Source organism: Clavibacter quasicaliforniensis, from assembly GCF_051201715.1.
GTDB lineage: Bacteria > Actinomycetota > Actinomycetes > Actinomycetales > Microbacteriaceae > Clavibacter > Clavibacter seminis.
The window spans coordinates 25,499-39,903 of sequence record NZ_CP139624.1 but is presented as its reverse complement, the minus strand read 5'-3'; the positions used below and the strand labels follow the sequence as shown (position 1 = coordinate 39,903).

General features: G+C 75.8%; 15 protein-coding genes and 1 tRNA gene. 4 read left to right on the top strand and 12 right to left on the bottom strand.

Going from position 1 to position 14,405, the window contains the following annotated elements; genetic code table 11:
* Nucleotides 1-4: 4 nt before the first annotated feature.
* The 4 genes from NL142_RS00200 to NL142_RS00185 form a co-directional block, all read right to left on the bottom strand.
* The gene (locus NL142_RS00200) at nucleotides 5-736 is read right to left on the bottom strand and encodes a HEAT repeat domain-containing protein (protein WP_435080464.1); all 732 of its coding nucleotides are present in this window, start codon (nucleotides 734-736) and stop codon (nucleotides 5-7) included.
* Nucleotides 733-1,464, bottom strand: coding sequence for an alpha/beta fold hydrolase (locus NL142_RS00195; protein WP_435080463.1), 732 nt, complete (start codon nucleotides 1,462-1,464; stop codon nucleotides 733-735). Before NL142_RS00195 ends, NL142_RS00200 begins: the two co-directional genes overlap by 4 nt.
* A gap of 93 nt (nucleotides 1,465-1,557) precedes the next feature.
* A complete protein-coding gene (locus tag NL142_RS00190) occupies nucleotides 1,558-2,667 on the bottom strand; it encodes a Gfo/Idh/MocA family protein (protein ID WP_435080462.1) in 1,110 nt (369 codons plus the stop codon).
* On the bottom strand, nucleotides 2,664-3,470 hold the full coding sequence (locus NL142_RS00185) for a sugar phosphate isomerase/epimerase family protein (RefSeq protein ID WP_435080461.1): 807 nt from the start codon (nucleotides 3,468-3,470) through the stop codon (nucleotides 2,664-2,666). Before NL142_RS00185 ends, NL142_RS00190 begins: the two co-directional genes overlap by 4 nt.
* A gap of 236 nt (nucleotides 3,471-3,706) precedes the next feature.
* On the opposite strand from NL142_RS00185, the gene NL142_RS00180 reads away from it, so the two are divergent.
* Together NL142_RS00180 and NL142_RS00175 are read left to right on the top strand one after the other, a co-directional pair.
* A complete protein-coding gene (locus tag NL142_RS00180; protein WP_435080460.1) occupies nucleotides 3,707-4,096 on the top strand; it encodes a VOC family protein in 390 nt (129 codons plus the stop codon).
* Nucleotides 4,097-4,196: 100 nt separating this feature from the next.
* Entirely contained in the window at nucleotides 4,197-5,222 is a 1,026-nt protein-coding gene (locus NL142_RS00175; RefSeq protein ID WP_435080459.1) for an alpha/beta fold hydrolase, read from the top strand.
* Here NL142_RS00175 and NL142_RS00170 read toward each other — a convergent pair.
* The 4 genes from NL142_RS00170 to NL142_RS00155 form a co-directional block, all read right to left on the bottom strand.
* Nucleotides 5,219-5,626 carry a hypothetical protein gene (locus NL142_RS00170; protein ID WP_435080458.1) on the bottom strand — a complete coding sequence of 136 codons (408 nt, stop codon included), beginning with the start codon at nucleotides 5,624-5,626 and terminating at the stop codon, nucleotides 5,219-5,221. The two genes, NL142_RS00175 and NL142_RS00170, sit on opposite strands and share 4 nt — an antisense overlap.
* Nucleotides 5,627-5,830: 204 nt before the next feature.
* On the bottom strand, nucleotides 5,831-6,046 hold the full coding sequence (locus NL142_RS00165; RefSeq protein ID WP_435080457.1) for a hypothetical protein: 216 nt from the start codon (nucleotides 6,044-6,046) through the stop codon (nucleotides 5,831-5,833).
* Nucleotides 6,047-6,072: 26 nt separating this feature from the next.
* Nucleotides 6,073-7,887, bottom strand: coding sequence for a RecQ family ATP-dependent DNA helicase (locus NL142_RS00160; RefSeq protein WP_435080456.1), 1,815 nt, complete (start codon nucleotides 7,885-7,887; stop codon nucleotides 6,073-6,075).
* A gap of 140 nt (nucleotides 7,888-8,027) precedes the next feature.
* Nucleotides 8,028-9,101 (bottom strand): GTP-binding protein, encoded by a 1,074-nt coding sequence (locus tag NL142_RS00155; protein ID WP_435080455.1) that lies wholly within the window; start codon nucleotides 9,099-9,101, stop codon nucleotides 8,028-8,030.
* Nucleotides 9,102-9,145: 44 nt separating this feature from the next.
* Between NL142_RS00155 and ykgO the strand changes: the two genes are divergently transcribed.
* Both ykgO and NL142_RS00145 read left to right on the top strand, forming a co-directional pair.
* Complete coding sequence (ykgO, locus tag NL142_RS00150) at nucleotides 9,146-9,268, top strand: type B 50S ribosomal protein L36 (RefSeq protein WP_011931244.1); 123 nt, start codon at nucleotides 9,146-9,148, stop codon at nucleotides 9,266-9,268.
* A gap of 94 nt (nucleotides 9,269-9,362) precedes the next feature.
* Nucleotides 9,363-9,944: a hypothetical protein gene (locus tag NL142_RS00145; RefSeq protein ID WP_435080454.1), complete on the top strand. Its 582-nt coding sequence runs from the start codon at nucleotides 9,363-9,365 to the stop codon at nucleotides 9,942-9,944.
* Between the two features lie 30 nt (nucleotides 9,945-9,974).
* On the opposite strand, the gene NL142_RS00140 is transcribed toward NL142_RS00145, so the two are convergent.
* The 4 genes from NL142_RS00140 to NL142_RS00125 form a co-directional block, all read right to left on the bottom strand.
* Complete coding sequence (locus tag NL142_RS00140; protein WP_435080453.1) at nucleotides 9,975-11,093, bottom strand: sensor histidine kinase; 1,119 nt, start codon at nucleotides 11,091-11,093, stop codon at nucleotides 9,975-9,977.
* A gap of 7 nt (nucleotides 11,094-11,100) precedes the next feature.
* Entirely contained in the window at nucleotides 11,101-11,787 is a 687-nt protein-coding gene (locus NL142_RS00135) for a response regulator (RefSeq protein WP_435080452.1), read from the bottom strand.
* A complete protein-coding gene (locus tag NL142_RS00130; protein WP_435080451.1) occupies nucleotides 11,784-14,042 on the bottom strand; it encodes a bifunctional lysylphosphatidylglycerol flippase/synthetase MprF in 2,259 nt (752 codons plus the stop codon). Before NL142_RS00130 ends, NL142_RS00135 begins: the two co-directional genes overlap by 4 nt.
* A 170-nt stretch (nucleotides 14,043-14,212) precedes the next feature.
* Nucleotides 14,213-14,299 (bottom strand) — tRNA-Leu (locus NL142_RS00125).
* Between the last annotated feature and the right edge of the window lie 106 nt (nucleotides 14,300-14,405).

The window sequence follows — 14,405 nt, the reverse complement described above, 5'->3', positions numbered from 1 at the left end:
GACGCTACGGGAGGTGCAAGCCCGGCCGCCGGGCGAGGTGCGCGCCGAAGGAGGTGCGGCGGGCCTCGTCCATCGCGTCGTCGAAGCGGAGCTCCGGGTCGGCGAGCTGCGCGATCACGGCGAGCGCGTGGATCCGCACCCGGGCGTCCGCCGCGCGCCGCGACCGCTCGAGCACCGGCAGCGCCGCCCGACCCACGCTCGCGAAGGCCCGCGCGAGGCTCGCCTGGGTGTCGCGCCCGCCGCGGCCGAGCTGCGACGCGAGCTGCTGCGACAGCCAGCGCGCGCCGGACGGATCCCGGTCGCCGTCGACGAGGCCGGAGGCCGTGCGCCAGGCGGTGCGCGCGACGTGGTCGTCGGGATCCCGCAGCAGCGCCGGCGTGATGGCGGGCAGCGCGCGCCGGTCGCCGATCTTGGAGAGCGTGTGCAGCGCCTGGCTGCGGGCCTGCGGGATGGGCGACGTCAGCTCGGCGATGAGCGGCGGGATCGTCAGCTCGGGGTCGTGGCGGATCAGCGCCCACGTGAGCATCTCGCGCACGTTGAGGTCGGGCTCGACGCGGCAGCGGTGGATGAGGCCCTCGACGAGCGCGGGATCCGGCCGGGTGCCCGCGGTGAGCGCGGCCTGCAGCCGGGCGGACGCGTCGGGCGCGCGGAGGGCGGCGGCCAGCCGGGCGGCGATCTCGGCGTCGGCGGGGCGGTCCGGGCGCTCCGGCCCGTCGTCGCGCGGCGCGTCCGTCACAGCACGTCCTCGATCGCGGCGAGCACCCGGTCGGGGTCCTCGAGCTGCATGTCGTGGTGGATCCCCGGCAGCCGGCGCACGTCCCACCCGTGCCGTTCGAGATCCGCCGCGCAGGCGTCGGGCAGCACCGAGGGCGCGTCGTCGGAGAGCACGATCGTGGACGGCACGGCGGGCGCGCTCACCGCGAGCGGGTGGAAGGCCACGTCGCGGAAGACGCCGACCGCCATGCCGCGGTCGAAGCGCGCCTGCGCGGCGTCGAGCGAGGCGCGGACGGCGGCCGGGTAGGCGGCGCGCACGCGGACGGCGGCCCGAGCCCGCGGGATCTGCGCGGCGGCGAGCCCCACGAGCGGCGCCGCCCAGAACAGGCGGCCGCGGATCCCCGTGGTCGGCAGCGCGAGCCGGAACCCGGGGTCGAAGTAGATGGCGCGCGCGGGCTCGAGGCGGGCCACGGCGCGCACCAGCACGGATCCGCCGAGCGAGTGCCCGACGACCGCGTCGAGCCCGCGCGGCAGCGACGCGACGACGTCGTCGGCCATCTCCTCGATGCCGTAGGAGCCGGCCCGGTCGCTCTCCCCGTGCCCGCGGAGGTCGACCGTGGCGACGGTGAACCGACCGGTCGCCACGAGCCGCTCGACGACGGGTGCCCAGGTCGCGCCGTCCGCGCCGAGGCCGTGCACGAGGCCGACGTGGCGCGCGCCGGATCCGGTGGTGACGCGGTGCAGCTGCATGGGTCCAGTCTCCTCCGGGTGCCGCCAGGTGCCGAGCGCGAGACGGCCCCGCATCCGTCACCGGATGCGGGGCCGTCGCGAGCGGGTGCCGCGCTACAGCGTCGCCGCCGCCGGATCCCAGTCCTCCGCGAGCGGCGTCGGCTTCGCGACGCTCGACGCGACCTGCACGACCTCGCGACTGTCGGCCGCGTCGCGGATCGCGAGCAGCACGTCGAGCACGTGCGCCGCGACCTCGCCGGATGCGCGCACCGGGTCGCCGCCGCGGATGCTGCGCGCGAGGTCCAGCACGCCGGATCCGCGGCCGTACGTGGATCCCGCGGCCGTCAGCGTCTCCGGCCCCTCCTGCCCGAAGCGCCACAGCTGGCTGTCGCCCTCGAACGTGTTCGGGTCGGGGAGCACGATGGTGCCCTCGCTGCCCGAGATCTCCACGAAGCCCATGCGCGGCAGCGCGTTCTGGAAGCTGAAGGTCGACTGCGCCGACTGCCCGCCCGCGAACGAGATGAGCGCCGCGTGGTGCGTCGGCACCTCCACCGGGAAGTCGGTGCCCGCGCGGGGTCCGCTGCCGATGGTGCGCGTGGTGCGCGAGGTCGAGGAGACCGCGCTCACCGTCTCGGCCGCGCCGAAGGCGTGCACGAGCGTGGTGACGTAGTACGGGCCCATGTCGAACAGGGGTCCGGCGCCCTTCGCGAACAGGAACTCGGGGTTCGGGTGCCAGGCGTCGGGGCCGGGCACGTGGAACAGCGTCGTCGCGGTGAGCGGTTCGCCGATGTCGCCGCGGGCGATGGCGCGCATGGCCGACTGGATCCCGGCGCCGAGCACGGTGTCGGGCGCGCACGCGACCTGCACGCCGGCCGCGCGGGCCGCCTCGAGCAGGTCCTGGCCGGACTCGTGATCCAGCGCCAGCGGCTTCTCGCTCCACACGTGCTTGCCGGCCGCGACGATTCGCCGCCCGACCTCCGCGTGCGTGGCGGGCAGCGTGAGGTTCACGACGATCTCGATCTCGTCCATCGCGAGCAGCTCGTCGACGGTGCCGTGGTGCGGCACGCCGTGCTCCTCGGCGCGCGAGCGGGCGCGGTCGATGTCGATGTCGGCGACGAACAGGACCTCGAGGTCCGGCATCGCCGTCATGTTCTCGAGATACGTGCCCGAGATGACGCCCGCGCCGATGACGCCGACGCCGACGCGGCCGGTGCCGCCGGTCACTTGTCGTTCTCCTGCAGCCAGGCGAGCGACGCCGCGATGCCGTCGAACACGTCGCCGGCGTAGTCGTCGAACTCGACGACGCGGAGCGCGTGCGGGGCGGCGGCGAGCACGGCGGCGACGTCGACGTCGCCCTGGCCCGCGGGCTCCTGCATCTTGAAGGCCTGCGCGAGCTCCGGCGGCACGACGAGCGCGGACTCGGCGCTCGGCAGCACCTTGGCGATGGCGTCGGAGATCTTGCCGTCCTTCACGTGCAGGAACTGGACGCGGTCACCGAGCTGCTCCAGGAGGGCGGGCGTGTCCATGCCGCCGACGGTCGACCAGAACGCGTCGAGCTCGAGCACGACGTCGGCGTTGAGGCGCTCGACGAAGAGCTCGTAGATCGGCCGGCCGTCCACCTTGTTCGCGAACTCCCACTGGTGGTTGTGGTACCCGAAGGCGAGCCCGCGCGCGGCGGCCTGGACCTGCAGCTCGTTGACGCGGTCGGCGATCTTGTGCGCGTCGTCGGCGGTCTGCCAGCGCTCGGAGGGGATGAAGGGGTCGATGACCGTCTGGATCCCGAGCTTCGCGGCGGCGTCGAAGGTGCGGGAGGCCTGGTCGTCGTCGCCGTCGATGACGGGCGCGTGGCCGGAGGGGGCGGTGACGCCGGACGCGGCGAACGCGGCGGCGAACTCGTCGGCGCGCTCGACGAACGCGTACGGCTCGACCTGCGTGTAGCCGATCTCGGCGACGCGGGCGACGGCGCCCTGCAGGTCCGCGGAGACAGCGTCGCGGACCGTGTAGAGCTGGACGGAGGGGGCGGTCATGGTCGCTCCTTTCAGGAGGTGACTGGTGGCCCTGTGGCCACCGCACGCTCCCGCCGTCGCGTACGACGGCTGAGCCACGATGCCCGCAGGGTGTTCCGGCGCGAGACGCGCCGTGTCGTCAAACCTACCGGTGGTCGGGGTCCGGATCCCAGGGGGGCGGGCGGCGGATCCTGGTCGGTGTCGGACGCCGGTGCCAGGCTGGCAGCACCCGCTCGACGACGAGAGAAGGACCGCGCATGAGGATCCGGCAGACGATCGTGGTGCTCGACGCACCTGACCTGGCCGCGGAGAGCGCCTTCTGGGCCGGGCTCCTCGAGGGCGAGGTGCACGCGGAGGACGACTGGCACAGCGTCCGCGTCGACGGCGAGTGGCGGATCGGGATCCAGCTCGCCCCCGACTTCGTGCCGCCCGTGTGGCCGGGCGAGGGCCCGCGGCAGCAGCAGCAGATCCACCTGGACTTCTACGTCGACGACCTCGACGCGGGCCGCGAGCGCGTGCTCGCCCTCGGCGGCCGTCTGCTCCAGCCCGCGGCCGACCCGACCGCGGTCGACCGCTTCGACGTGTACGCGGATCCGGCGGGGCACCCGTTCTGCCTGTGCGTGTCGGGCGGGGACGCGGGGGCCTAGCCGCGGGCCGGGCCGGGCCGGCTGGCGCGCAGGCGCCGTGCCCTAGCGTGGACGCCTCGCGGATCGCACCCGACGACCCGTCCGCCGCAGGAGGCACCGCATGACCGAGCACGGCCGCCCCGCCACGACCGTCCGCGTCACGCGCCTCGTGCACCGCGGCCTCACCGTGCGGATCAGCACCCTCGGGAGCCCCGACGGCCGGGCGTTCGTGCTCGTGCCCGGCATCGGCGTGAGCTCCGACTACTTCGAGCGCCTCGCGCCGCGCCTCGACGGGCACGGCACCGTTCACGCCCTCGACCTGCCGGGGTTCGCGGGCGTGCGCCACCCCGGGCGGGCGCTCGCGATCCGCGAGTACGCCGACCTCGTCGGCGCCGCGATCGACGAGCTCGGCCTCGACGACCCGGTGCTCGTCGGCCACTCCATGGGCACGCAGATGGTGTCGGATCTCGCGGCCAGGCGCCCCGGGATCACCACGCTCGTCATGATCAGCCCGGTGGTGGATCCGGCGGCGCGCTCCGTGCCGGTGGCCGCCGTGCGGTTCCTGCGGTCGTCGCTGCACGAGCCCCGCCGGATCCAGGTGCTCGCCATCCGCGCCTACCTCGTGTGCGGCGTGCGCTGGTTCCTCCGCGTGCTGCCGCGCATGATGTCGTTCCCGATCGAGGCGCGCCTGCCCGGCATCCGCGCGAGCGCCCTCGTGATCCGCGGGGAGCACGACGCCGTCGTCCCGCGCGCGTGGGTGGAGGAGATGGGACGGCTGCTGCCGCGGGCGCGGCTGTGGGAGATCCCCGGCGCCGCGCACTCGGTGATGCACGACCACGCCGACGAGGTCGCCCGCCTCTGCCTCGCCCACCTCGAGCGTCCGCCGGCCGAGGGCTCGTCGACCGAGGACGCGTCCGCCCAGCTGCGGCGGTACCCCGAGGGCGAGGAGGAGCGCGACGAGGAGCACGCGGACTTCGCGCCCACGTTCCGCGACTCGATCCGGGCACTGCGCGCACAGGTGGCCGAGGGCATCGCGATCCGCCGCGACGACGACGCCGCGATCGGCCGCGCCAAGACCGGGCACGCGGAGGCCATGGCGGATGCGGCGGAGCGGGCCCGGCGGCGCGGCGAGCGCTCCCGCGGCTAGCGCCGCGTCGTGTCCGGACGGGCGTCCGCCGCCCCGCGGCCGGCCGTCGACGCATCGCGCGACGAACGCTCCAGCGCATCCAGCCGCTTCTCGATGCGCTCCGTCGCCCGTCGAGTGCGCACGACCGACACCGCGATGACGATGCCGAGCACGACGGCCGCGAGCGGGAGCAGCAGCGATACCAGGCCGCCGAGCACGAGCCCGACCAGCGGGCCGCCGGGGCCGCCCGGGCCGCCGAAGTCCTCCATCGTGGGTGCGTCGAAGGTCGGGAGGGCGATGAGCGCGAGTGCGGTGATGGGGTCCTCCAGGGTCGACGGGCGCGTCCGGGCGACGCTACCCGCGCACGGGCGCGGCCGGAAGGGGTCGACGGGAGCGCGCGGTCCGTGCGAGCGGATCGCGGCCACGGCGCCTGCCGCGACCGCGACCTCGCGGAAGAGGGTGTGGCCCGGCCTCCGTGCACGGAGGGCCGGGCGGTCGGACCCTCTCCCCCGAGAGGCCGACGCTGCGCGAGGACGTCCCACCCGAAGGGCTCGTCCCGCTGATTGACAACGTAGGCCAACGGAGAACTGCATGCATCTGCATCGACGTTCCGCGGCTAGTCCACCCGGTCAGCCGATGGTGTCGCGCGGATCCGTGCCGGCCTCCGGCGCCCGCCGCGCGTCCCGGGAGACGAGCCGCTGGAACAGCGCGGCGAGCACGGCCATCCCGACCGGGATCCACCCTCGCGGGTTCCCGACCACCAGCCCGGCGACGCCCGCGAGCCCGATGGCGATCGCGGCGCCGTAGGTGATCCAGCGGCTGCGGTGCAGGAAGGAGAGGTGCATGGGGCCACCCTCGCAGACGCCCCCGCTCACGCCTGCTGCAGCAGCGACCCCTCCTCCACGAGCTTCCGCGACAGCACGCGGTACCCCTCGCTCTCGAAGAAGACGGTGATCCGGTCCTCCTCCGTGCTCATCACCGTGCCCGGCCCCCACTCGGCGTGGGTGACCCGCGACTGCGCGGGGAACGCCTCGTCCGAGGCGGCGGCAGCGGCGGGATCGGCAGCGCCCGTCCCCATCGCCTCGTCGTGCGCGTCCTCCGCACCGAGCCGGTCGCACGCGTCGCAGTTCCCGCAGCGCTCCGGCGACTCCTCGCCGAAGTAGCCGAGCAGGTACTGGCGGCGGCACTGCGGCGTCTCGGCGTAGCCGCGCATCATGTCGAGCCGCGAGACCTCGATGCGCTCGCGCTCCTGCGCGACGTGCTTGCCGCGGGCGGCGGCCTCGCGCGGATCCAGCTCCTCGCGCACGAACGCGCCGTCGCGGTCGGATCCCAGCACGCCGGCGTCCACGAGCAGGTTCAGCACGCCGCCCACGGTGCGCGCCGACATGCCCGCGCGCTCGGCGACCGCGGCCGGCCGCACCGGACCATCGACGCCCGCCACCGCGACCGCCGCGTACACGTCGCGGAGGCTCGCCGGCCGGGGCGTGCGCGCCGTGAAGAAGCGGCGGAGGCCGAGGTCCTCGGCGCGGTAGTGCAGGATCCCCACGGCCGGCTCCCCGTCGCGGCCCGCGCGCCCGACCTCCTGGTAGTACGCGTCCACCGACTCGGGCGGCGCCGCGTGGATCACGTACCGCACGGTCGGCTTGTCGATGCCCATGCCGAACGCGCTCGTGGCGACGACGACGTCCACGTCGTCCTCGTGGAACGCGGTCTGCACGCGCTCGCGCTCGGTGGGCGGCAGGCCCGCGTGGTACGCGTCGACGCGGAGGCCGGCCGCGCGGATCTCGTCCGCGTAGTCCTCGGCGTCCTTGCGCGTCGCCACGTAGACGAGGCCCGGCTGCGTCTGCTCGACGACGTGCGCGACGATCGCGCGCCGCTTCTCGGCCTCCTCGGTGTGCCGCCGCACCTCGAGCCGGATGTTCGGCCGGTCGAAGCCGCTGGAGAGCACGAACGGGTCGCGCAGCCCCAGCCGCTCCTCGACCTCCGTGCGGATGGGCGTGGATCCGGTCGCGGTCATCGCGACGGTCGGCGGGTGCCCGAGCGCGTCGATCACGCCGCCGAGCCCCAGGTAGTCGGGCCGGAAGTCGTGGCCCCACGACGCCACGCAGTGCGCCTCGTCGATCACCACGAGCGACACCCCGCGCGCCACCAACCGCGCGACGACCTCGTCGCGCGCCAGCTGCTCGGGCGTGAGGAACACGATCCGGGCGCCCGGCTCCTCGACGGTCGCCCACGCCTCCTCGAGCGCCGCCCCGCGGATCGTGCTGTTGATCACGCGCGCGGGCGGCGCCGCGGGCGCGTCCTCGAGGTTCTGCACCTGGTCCGCCTGCAGCGCGATGAGCGGCGAGACGACCACGGTGAGGCCCTCCATCAGCACGGTCGCGACCTGGTAGATCGCGGACTTGCCGTAGCCCGTGGGCATCACGACGAGCGCGTCGCGGCCGCGGACGAGCGGACCGATCGTGCGCACCTGTCCGTCGTGCAGCGCGTCCCAGCCGAAGGACTCGCGGGCGACGCGGAGCGCATCCTCGGGCTCCGGGCCCGGCGCGGGCTCCGGGACGATGGCCGGATCCTCGGCGGCGGGCCGGTCGTCGGCGGTGCGGTCGTCAGCGGTGCGGTCCTTCGCGGTGCGGTTCGTCGTGCGGGTCGTGCGGGTCGTACCCGCCGCGGTGCGGTTCTGCTTCACCTCCCCACTGAACGCCGGGCGCCGAGCAGTGACCAGGCGCCCGCATCCGCTCTCGGCTGACCGTCACGGTCGCGGGACTCCGGGCGCGCCGCACGTGGGCCGGCGCCGCCGCGGGAGCAGACGCCGCCCGGGCGGCGCCGTCAGCCCGTGTCCACCCGCGGGAACGGATCCGCGTACCCGACCCACGCCGCCGGCCCCGCCGCGAGCTCCTCCCCCGTCAGCACGGCCCGCCCGATCGCCCGCCGCAGCACGGCCGGCCGCAGCCCCACGCCGAAGAACGCGATCTCAGTACCGTGCGGCGCGCCCTCCTGCCACGGGTCGATCCCGGTCGGCTGGAGCGTCAGCATGGATCCCACGCTCGACCACCCGCCCACCTCGCCGGGCCGCGACGCCAGCGACACGAAGCCCTTGGATCGCAGCACGAGGCCCGCGCGGTCGGGCCGCAGCTCCTCCTCCACGGCGAGCGCGAGCCGCTCGGGGTGCAGCGGCCGCGGGTCGCTCACGACGACGGATCCCACGGGCCCCTCCAGCCGGTCGATGTCGGCGGGACGCGACGCGACGCCCGCCGCGGTGAGCTCGCGCATCCAGCCCGCCGAGGCCGCGAGCCCCGCCACGTCGCCCCAGCGCGGCAGCCGGTCGAGCGCGAGGGGACGGCGCGCGTCGAGCACGGCCGCGCGCGGCGCGAGCCGGCGCACGAGCGCGAGCAGCGTGCCGCGCGACTCCAGCGGCACGCGCGCCATGCCGGTCAGCACCACCACGGTCGCGTACTCGACGAGGTCGGCGAGCGTCTCCGCCTCGTCGAACGCGTCCTCCACCCGGCCGAAGGCGATGGCGTGGAGCCGATCGGCGGGCACGACCGAGACGACGTGGCGGAGCCCGAAGCCGGATCCCGCCCCGCCGAACGCCCGCTGCAGCTCGTGCTCGCGGCGCAGCAGCAGGTCGAGCTGCATGCCGGTCGCGCGCGCGTCGGCGGTCGCGGGGATCCCCACCACGGCCTCGACGCCCGGCCCGCGCCCCGCGAGGTCGTCGAGGAACCGCGCGATGGGCTCGACCGGATCCGCCTCCTCCGGCGGCAGCACGAGCAGCGTCCCGGCGATGTCGTCGACGGCGTCCCGCAGCACGGAGCGCAGGCCGGATCCCTCGCCCACCACGAGGACGACGCCCGACGGCGGCTGCGGGTACACGGGGAGCGGGAGGTGGTCGCGAGCGGGCATGGCGCTAGTCTATTGAGAATCGTTCTCGTGAAAGGACCATCCCCATGAAGGTGCGCAACTCGATCAAGGCCCTGAAGAAGCTCCCCGGCGCGCAGGTCGTGCGCCGCCGCGGCCGCGTCTTCGTCATCAACAAGCAGAACCCGCGGAACAAGGCGCGGCAGGGCTGATCCGCCGCTCGGCCGGCGCCCCGCATCTGGGGCGTCGCCGCCGGGCGCCGCGTCGATACGGTGGAGACCAGCCGAGCGCCGGGGGGGTCGCCGCATGATCGTCGCCGTCATCATCGCCTGCGAGATCGGCTTCTGGGCCGTGCTCGCCGCCGGCCTCGCCGTCCGCTACGTGCTCCGCCGCCCGCGCCTCGGCGCCGCGCTCCTCGCGTGCGTGCCCGTCGTGGATCTCGTGCTGCTCGTCGCCGTCACCGTCGACCTCCGCGGCGGGGCCACCGCCGACTGGACCCACGGCGTCGCCGCCGCCTACCTCGGCGGATCCGTCGCGTTCGGCCACTCGATGGTCCGCTGGCTCGACGTGCGCTTCGCCCACCGCTTCGCCGGCGGCCCCGCGCCCGTGCGTCCGCCCGCCACCGGCCGCGCCAAGGTGCGCCACGAGTGGCGGCTCTGGATCCTCACCGTGGTCGCCTACGCGATCGCCTGCGCCCTGCTGCTCGCCGCCATCGCGTTCGTCGGCGACGCCGCGCGCACCCAGGCGCTCGAGGACTGGATCGCCCGCCTCACGGTCCTCCTCGGCATCTGCACGCTCTGGGCGATCGCGTGGACCATCTGGCCCGGCCCGGAGCCCGCGACCGACGCCGAGCCCGCCGCGGTCGCCTCCTCGACAGCCGGCCGCTGACCCGCGCGGGCGCCGACCCGCCGACCCGCCTCAGAGCGGGAATCGCAGCCGCAGCAGGTGGGATCCGTCGGGCCGCGTCTCGGCCTCGAGGCTCCCGCCGAGCAGCTGGGCGCGCTCGCGCAGGCCGGTGAGCCCGTGACGCCCGCTCGGCAGGTCGAGCAGCGGGAGCGTCGCGCGGCCCGCCTCCACCTCGAGCAGCACGTGGCCCGCGTCCAGCCGCCCGGTGATCCGGACGGCCGCGCCGGTCGCGTGCTTCCGTGCGTTGGTGAGGCCCTCCTGCACCGTGCGGTACACGGCGCGCTGGGCGGCCGCGGGCAGGTCCGCGGGGAGGTCGATGTCGGTCGTCGCGCGGATCCCGCTGGCCGCCACGAGCGTCGGCACGTCCGCGAGCGTCGGCTGCGGCGCGAGCTCCCGCCGCTCGCCACCCGCCGCGCGGAGCACCTCGACCATGCCGCGCAGCTCCTCGAGCGTCACCGTGCTGAGCCCGCGGATCGTGCGCGCGGCCTCCCGCGAGCGCTCGTCGGCCGCGCCCACCTGCAGGGCGCCGGCCTGCACGGCGATGAGGCTGACCTGGTGCGACACCACGTCGTGCATCTCGCGGGCCAGCACGGCGCGCTCCCGGGCGAGCGCGACCTCGGCGGCCTGCCGCTGCCCGAGCGTCTGCGCCTCCCGCAGCTCGCGCAGCTGCGCCGCCGCCGTCCGCCGCTCCCGGAGGAACGCGCCGAGCAGCGCGGGTCCGACCGTGTAGAGGGTCGCATCCACGAGCGGCTCGACCACCGACTGCAGGTCCTCGGGCGGCGTGATGGGCAGCAGGTACGCGAGGACGGACACGCCGCTCGCGACGCCCACCCGCCAGCGCGCGGCGCGCGAGAGGCCGAGGTCGAAGAGGGCGACCACGAGCGGCACGTACGCGATCCCGATGTAGAAGGCCGGCATGGCGGCGAGGAAGCTGAGCCACGGCCAGCGCCGGCGCAGCAGCAGCCCGAGGCACGCGACGACGCCGGCGACCGCGTCCCACGGCGACTCCGCGTGGGCGAGGAACGTGTACGAGGCCGCGGTGGCGATGCCGGCCACGAGGAGGTCGACGAGCGCCGCGCGGATCCGGTCGGCGCCGGCCCCGGTCACCGCGTCGGCCCCGCTCACGCGCATCGCCCGCTCACCCGCGGGGCACGAGGCCGGCGCGGTCGGCGACGACGGCCGCCTCCACGCGCGTGCCGACGCCGAGCGCCTGGACGATCGAGCTGACCGTCTCCTTCACCGTGCCGAGCGTGAGCCCGCACTCCGCGACGATCTCCGCGTTGGACAGGCCGCGCGCGAGCGCCTTCAGCACCATCGTCTCGCGGTCCCCGAGCCGGGCGACGCGCGCCCGGGCCGCGTCGTCCTCGAGCGAGCGGAAGAGCCGGCCGGGCCGGAGGCCGGGCGCGAGCACGATGCCGCCGGACGCGAGCGTGAGCACGTGCCGGGCGAGCTGCTCGGGATCCGTGTCCTTGAGCAGGAAGCCCGACGCCCCGCGGTGCAGGGCCTCGAGCACCTGGTCGTCGGTGTCGAAGGTCGTGAGCATGGCGACGGCGGGCGGCCGGGGCTCGCCCATGAGCTCGGCGAGGATCGCGAGCCCGTCGGGCGCGGGCATCCGGATGTCGAGGAGCACCACGTCGGGCGCGTGCTCCCGCACTGTCGCGACGGCCGTGTCGCTCGAGACGGCCGCGCGGACGGCGATGCGCGGGCTGGCGCCGAGCACCATCGCGATGCCGGAGCGCACGAGCGACTCGTCGTCGACCACGACCACGCTCACGACGGGTCCCGCCTCGGGGGTGCCGTCCCCCGCGCCAGGTCCCTCGATCACGCGCCCCGCCTCCCGCCGGTGGATCCGCCGCCGCCGCCTGTCGCGGCGCCGCGGTCCCCCGCGTGGCCGAGGCTAGCGTCCCGTGCCGCGCGCCTGGCCGTCCGGCGCAGGCGACGCCCGGCACGGGCCGCGTCCCGTGCCGCCCGCAGCGCGCCCGCGAGCTGGCGGATCCGCAGGGTCGGCACGTACGCCGCCGTCAGCGCGCGACCGATCGGCGCGAGGTCCGCCGCCGTGGGGCAGGCGAGCCAGAGCGTCTCGTAGCGCGGATCGAACTTGGCCTTGAAGCGCAGCAGCGAGGTGAAGCCGTAGGACGGCTCGAGCACGCGGCCGGTCGCCTGGAGCAGGCGCGCCACGACCCGATCCACCGCGCCAGCCGGCCGTGTCGCGCCGACGCCCGCGAGCGGCGTGCCGGAGAGGCTGAGCGTCTCGAGCCCCTCCTCCTGGAAGGCGCGCGCGGCGGTCACGATGAGGAACTCCATCACGCCGGGCATGGGGTCGGCGCCGCGGCGCATCACGTCGAGCGTGCGGCCGACGAGGCGTCCGTCGCGGAAGACCGGCAGCCAGCTGGTGACGCCGTGCACGCGGCCGGCGGCGTCGACCGCGAGCAGCATCCGGACCTCGGGGTCGTCGAGCTCGCGCAGTCCGCCGAGCGTGAAGCCCATCTCGGGCAGCGCCTTCGCGTCGGCCCAGTCGCCGCTCAGCGCGTCGACGGCGGCGCGGAGGTCGTCGGGCAGGCCGCGATAGGTCCCCCACAGCGCGTCGATCCCGTCACGCGCGGCGCGGTTGGTCGCCGTCCGGAGGTCCTGGCGGCGCTTGCCCGAGGTGGAGAAGCCGGGGAGGTCGATCACGGCCTCCTCCGCGACAGGTGTCACGCTCCAGCCGAGCTCGGCGAAGACCGGCAGGTGGCGCGAGTGGATGCTGTAGAAGGCCGGCACGAGGCCTCGGGCCGAGCAGTGCCGGGCGAAGGCGCGGATCGTCGCGGGCGCGTCGTCCGCCGAGGCGAGTGGATCCGAGACCGTCAGCGCCACACCGTGGGCCGAGCGGTAGGCGACGGCGCCGCGGACGGCCGGGTCGCCGTCGTCGCCGGCGAACCAGTGGCTGCTGCCCGTCCACGTGCCCATGAAGCCGAGGGATCCGGCGTCCGAGCGCATCAGCTGCGCGAGGACGCGGTCGCGCCCCGCCGAGCGCCCGTCGGCGACCGCGCGTGCTGCGAACGAGCGCCGCCGCACCACGAGCACGACGAGCGCCGCCGCAGGCACGAGCCAGGTGGTCAGCACCAGCAGGGGCAGCTCGACGTCGCCCCAGGAGTCGATCGGGAACGCGAACCAGTCCTCGGCGAGCGGGATGACCGTGTAGTACCAGCCGAGCAGCCCGGTGACGAGCAGCAGCGCGGCGATCCCGAGCACGAGGCCGAGCCGACGGCCGCGCAGGAGGAGCGCGACGGCGACGATGAGCACGCACAGCACCGCGACCGTGGGGCCGGGATCGAGCAGCGAGCCCATGGCGCTCAGCACGCCGATCGCGTCGCCCGAGACGGCGGCGATCCACCAGCTCAGCGTGACCGTGCCGAGCACGGTGGCGGCGACCACGCGGGCGCTCGACGCCGCCCGGTCGTGCCAGGCAGGACGAGCGGAGAGCGGCACGAGGATCCGCCCGAGCCCGAGCCCGATGAGGAGCGCCACGCCGCGCGTGAGGTCGACGCCGTGGCCCCCCGCGAGCAGCCCCGCGAGGACGGCCGCGAGGACAGCTGCGCGGAGGCCGTCGCGATGGGCCGGCGCGAGCCCGCGGCTGGCGGCGGCGGCCACCGCGACGAGCACGACGGACGGCGCCCACAGCCGGTCGGCCGCGTCGAGCTGCGAGTAGAGGTCGCCGAGCGCGACGCCCGCGGCGAGGAGGAGGGAGGCGACGGCGACGGGCGCCAGCGAGCCGAGCGCGGCGACGAGCGCGGTGCGGAGGATCCCGATGCGGCTCTCGGACCAGGCCAGCACCATCACGGTGACGGCGATGCCGATCGCGGTGGCAGCCGGATGCGCGAGCTCGCCGAGGCCCGCCATGAGCCCGATCCACGCGCTGCCGCCGAGCACCGCGGCGATCGCGAGCGGGTGGCGGCCCACGGCGCGGCCGACGGCGCGGAGCGCACCGCGAGCACCCGGTGCGGTGGCGTCGGCGGGCCCGGAGGCGCCGTGCGTCGGCGGTCGATCGGCGGGGTCGGCGTGGAGCGGTCGGGCGGCGGGGGCGAGCGTCGGGTGCGTCACGTCCCCAGTGTGCGGAGCGCGGGTGCGCCGGAGCATCCGCCTGGGGATCCGATCGGTCCGCCCATCGGCTGAGAGCACCCGCCGATCGGCTGGGCCCGGAGGACCGCTCCCGTCGACGCCGCGACGGAGACGCGAAGAGGCCCCCGGGTGATCCCGGGGGCCTCTCGTGCTGGTGCGCGAGGGGGGACTTGAACCCCCACGTCCTCACGGACACACGGACCTGAACCGTGCGCGTCTACCAATTCCGCCACTCGCGCCAACCGGACGACATTATCACGCCCCGAGGCCGATCCCGCGCCGCGGCGAGGCCGGACGGGCGACTCCCCGGCCCGCCGGACGGCCCCGCGAGCGGCCGTCGCGCAC